Here is a 4,232-nt window from a genome sequence, read left to right on the forward strand (position 1 = left end):
GCGGTGATGACGGTGAGGTATCAGTCGGTGCTGTCCGTGCTGGTGTCGGTGCCGTCGGCGGTACCGGAGGTCTCGGCCTCCTCGGCGCCGGCGGCCTCGGCGGCGGCCGCGCTCTCGCCCTCCAGCAGCAGCGCGAGCTGGCGCCCCACGATCCGCTTGAACTTCCGCTGCTGCGGACGGGTCCGGTCCAGCACCGCGACCTCCAGCCGCTCGGCCGGGATCTCCCGCTCGGTGCCGTTGGTCTGGCTGGAGAGCGCCTGGACCGCCAGCTTCAGGGCCTCCGCCAGTGACATCCCGTCCTGGTGGCGCTGGTCGAGGAAGGTGCTGATCTGCTCCGCGTTCCCGCCGACCGCGACCGAGCCGTGCTCGTCCACGATCGAGCCGTCGTGCGGCAGCCGGTAGATCTGGTCGCCGTCCGGCGTCACCCCGACCTCGGCGACCACCAGTTCCACCTCATAGGGCTTCTCGGCGGCGCTGGAGAAGATGGTCCCCAGGGTCTGGGCGTAGACATTGGCCAGGCCCCGGGCGGTCACATCGTCCCGGTCATAGGTGTAGCCGCGCAGATCGGCGTAGCGGACACCGCCGATGCGCAGGTTCTCGTACTCGTTGTACTTGCCGGCGGCGGCGAAGCCGATCCGGTCATAGATCTCGCTGAACTTGTGCAGCGCGCGCGAGGGGTTCTCGCCGACGAAGACGATGCCGTCGGCGTACTGCATCACGACCAGGCTGCGACCGCGGGCGATGCCCTTGCGGGCGTACTCCGCGCGGTCCTGCATGGCCTGCGCGGGCGAGACATAGAACGGGGTCGTCACCGGCTATCCGTCCCTTTCTGTCAGTGGCGATGGGGCCCCGCCGAGCGGTAGCCGGGGGAAGGTCACAGCAGGGCGGCGCGCGGGCCGTCGGGCTCCTGGAGACGGCGGTCGACGATCGAGCGGGCGACCGCGGAGGACTCCTCCTCGGTGAGACGGCGCACCCCGTCCTCGGTGATCACGGTGATCAGCGGGAAGATCCGGCGGGCGAGATCGGGTCCGCCGGTCGCCGAGTCGTCGTCCGCGGCGTCGTAGAGCGCCTGGACCACGAGGGTGATGGCCTGCTCCTCGGTCAGACCATCGCGGTAGAGCTTCTTGAGCGAGCCCTTGGCGAAGATCGAACCGGAGCCGGTGGCGGCGAAGCCCTGCTCCTCGGAGCGGCCTCCCGTCACGTCGTACGAGAAGATGCGGCCCTTCTGGCGGCCCACGTCATACCCCGCGAAGAGCGGCACCACGGCCAGCCCCTGCATCGCCATGCCCAGATTGCCACGGATCATGGTCGAGAGCCGGTTGGCCTTGCCCTCCAGCGAGAGCAGGGTGCCCTCGACCTTCTCGAAGTGCTCCAGCTCCAGCTGGAGCAGTTTGACCATCTCCACCGCGAGCCCAGCGGTGCCCGCGATGCCGACGGCCGAGTGCTCATCGGCCGGGAAGACCTTCTCCATGTCGCGATTGGCGATCATGTTGCCCATCGTGGCGCGCCGGTCACCGGCGAGCACCACACCCCCGTCGAAGGTCGCCGCGACGATGGTGGTGCCATGCGGGGCTTCGAAGGCGCCCTGCACGGTGGGCAGCGGACGGTTGCCCGGGAGCAGCTCCGGGGAGTGGTCCGCGAGGAAGTCCATGAAGGAGGAGGAGCCGGGCGTCAGGAAGGCCGCAGGTAGACGCCCGGTGCCACGAGAGTTGGCTTCCACGAGATTCCTTCCGCGTTGACGGCAGTAAGACGACGGTGGCCACCGGAGTGACGGGACGGTGTCCCGGTCGGCACGCGGATCGTTCCCGCGCCGTCCGACGCCCCCGCGCCGATGGCCCTTGTCATCGATGAACAGACCCTACCCCTGATGCGGCGATGATCCACATGCTCGGTCGGAGACCGCTCATCGGCCGGTGTCCGGGCCCATCGCCCGGGGCGGTCCCCACGCCCACCGGTCCGGACCGCCGGTCCGGGTGGCGCGGATGCCACAGCGGCGCCGACCGGCGGGCGGCACCCGGGGTCCGGCGACCGCACGGCCCGCGAGTGAAGCCGGGAAGCGGGCGCACGGGACGCCCGCTTCCCTCGCGCTCTCACTCCGCTATGGGGCCCGCGCCCTCCGTCACTCTCCGCCCTTTTGCACGAAGGAGCGCACGAAGTCCTCGGCGTTCTCCTCCAGCACGTCGTCGATCTCATCCAGTACGGAGTCCACGTCGTCCGACAGCTTCTCCTGTCGTTCCTTGAGGTCCTCGGATACCTGGGCGTCCTGCGCCTGCTCCTCGACCTCCTCCGTGGAACGCGTGGCCTTCTGCTGTCCGCCGCCGGTGTCCTTGGTCGCCATGTCCCTCACCCCGCTCGGTTCGCCCTGACGTGAGTTCGTTCGGTCAAGATCAGACCCTACAAGCAGGGTCTGACATCGGCCCCGCACTTTGCTCAACGATCGGGGACGACGATGATTCCCCGACATGATTCCCGGACCACGTGCTTTTAGCCGCGGCCCGGCCGCTGGTCAGCCGCCCGAGAGCACCCTGACCAGATCCTCCGCCGTCCGGCAGCGGTCGAGCAGCTCCTTCACATGGTTGCGTGTACCGCGCAGGGGCTCCAGGGTCGGCACCCGCTGGAGGGAGTCACGGCCCGGCAGATCGAAGATCACCGAGTCCCACGAGGCCGCGGCCACATCGTCCGCGTACTGCTCCAGACAGCGCCCCCGGAAGTAGGCCCGGGTGTCCTCGGGCGGCTTGGTCCCGGCCCGGACCACCTCGTCCTCGTCCAGCAGCCGCCGCATCCGGCCCCGGGCCGCGAGCCGGTTGTACAGGCCCTTGTCCGGGCGTACGTCCGCGTACTGGAGGTCCACCAGATGGAGCCGGGCGGCGTCCCAGTCCAGGCCGTCCCGGCGGCGGTAGCCCTCCATCAGCTCCTTCTTGGCGACCCAGTCCAGCTCCCCGGCCAGACTCATGGGGTCGTTCTCCAGCCGGTTGAGGGTGTCCTCCCAGCGGCCGAGGACATCCTTGGTCTGCTCGTCCGCGTCGGCGCCGTAGCGCTCCTCGACATACTTCCTGGCCAGCTCGTAGTACTCCATCTGGAGCTGGACCGCGGTGAGTGTGCGGCCGCTGCGGAGCGTGACCAGCTGGCGGAGCGTGGGGTCGTGGGAGACATGGTGGAGGGTGCGGACGGGCTGGTCGACGGCGAGGTCCACGGCGATGAAGCCGTCCTCGATCATGGAGAGCACCAGGGCCGTGGTGCCCAGCTTGAGATAGGTCGAGATCTCGGAGAGGTTGGCGTCGCCGATGATCACATGGAGCCGCCGGTACTTCTCGGCGTCGGAGTGGGGCTCGTCGCGGGTGTTGATGATCGGGCGCTTCAGGGTGGTCTCCAGGCCGACCTCGACCTCGAAGTAGTCCGCCCGCTGGCTGATCTGGAAGCCGTTGGTATGGCCGTCCTGGCCGATACCGACCCGGCCGGCACCGGTGACGACCTGGCGGGAGACGAAGAACGGGGTCAGATGGCGCACGATGTCCGAGAACGGGGTCTCCCGCTTCATCAGGTAGTTCTCGTGCGTCCCGTAGGAGGCGCCCTTGTTGTCGGTGTTGTTCTTGTAGAGGTGGATCGGCTGGGCGCCGGGGAGCTGGGCCGCCCGCTCGGCGGCCTCGGCCATGATCCGCTCGCCCGCCTTGTCCCACAGGACCGCGTCCCGCGGATTGGTGACCTCCGGAGAGCTGTACTCGGGGTGGGCGTGGTCCACGTAGAGCCGGGCCCCATTGGTCAGGATCACATTGGCCAGGCCGATGTCCTCGTCCGTGAGCTGGCTGGAGTCGGCGGCCTCCCGGGCGAGGTCGAAGCCACGGGCGTCCCGCAGTGGATTCTCCTCCTCGAAGTCCCAGCGGGCGCGGCGCGCCCGGTGCATCGCGGCCGCGTAGGCGTTGACGATCTGGGACGAGGTGAGCATGGCATTGGCGTTCGGGTGGCCGGGGACGGAGATCCCGTACTCCGTCTCGATGCCCATTACTCGCCGTACGGTCATGCGGCCCTCCTTGCCCTGCGACGCTCCCCTCCGGGAACGGCGCTCAAGTACCGCTGGTGCTCCGGCGCGCGTGCGGTGCCCGTCCCCGCACCGCGCGACCGGGCGGTACCGAAGAGCCTAGAACGCCTCCGCGTCGGGGGGGAGATCGATTGAGTCATTGCTGGGGTGCGGCCGGTGACTGTCGGAAAGCGACCGGCTGCGGACGCCCCCGGCC

At 69.4% G+C, this 4,232-nt stretch carries 4 protein-coding genes; all 4 read right to left on the reverse strand.

All coding sequences use genetic code 11. From position 1 onward, the window contains the following. Nucleotides 1–20 precede the first annotated feature (20 nt). Nucleotides 21–812, reverse strand: a complete 792-nt coding sequence (prcA, locus tag ACFVIM_RS33355) for a proteasome subunit alpha (RefSeq protein WP_384309590.1) — start codon at nt 810–812, stop codon at nt 21–23. Between the two features lie 62 nt (nt 813–874). After that, nucleotides 875–1,720 (reverse strand): proteasome subunit beta, encoded by an 846-nt coding sequence (prcB, locus tag ACFVIM_RS33360; protein ID WP_384309593.1) that lies wholly within the window; start codon nt 1,718–1,720, stop codon nt 875–877. 399 nt (nt 1,721–2,119) lie between these two features. Next, on the reverse strand, nt 2,120–2,338 hold the full coding sequence (locus ACFVIM_RS33365) for a ubiquitin-like protein Pup (protein ID WP_384309597.1): 219 nt from the start codon (nt 2,336–2,338) through the stop codon (nt 2,120–2,122). 168 nt (nt 2,339–2,506) lie between these two features. After that, nucleotides 2,507–4,018 carry a depupylase/deamidase Dop gene (gene dop / locus ACFVIM_RS33370; protein WP_384309599.1) on the reverse strand — a complete coding sequence of 504 codons (1,512 nt, stop codon included), beginning with the start codon at nt 4,016–4,018 and terminating at the stop codon, nt 2,507–2,509. Nucleotides 4,019–4,232: the final 214 nt, after the last annotated feature.

It is taken from the genome of Streptomyces sp. NPDC057638 (genome assembly GCF_042800315.1).
Lineage (GTDB): Bacteria > Actinomycetota > Actinomycetes > Streptomycetales > Streptomycetaceae > Streptomyces.

Coding starts and splice junctions, on each gene's coding strand:
- ACFVIM_RS33365 (WP_384309597.1), bottom strand. CDS start 2,338: ATGGCGACCAAGGACACCGGCGGCGGACAGCAGAAGGCCACGCGTTCC.
- dop (WP_384309599.1), bottom strand. CDS start 4,018: ATGACCGTACGGCGAGTAATGGGCATCGAGACGGAGTACGGGATCTCC.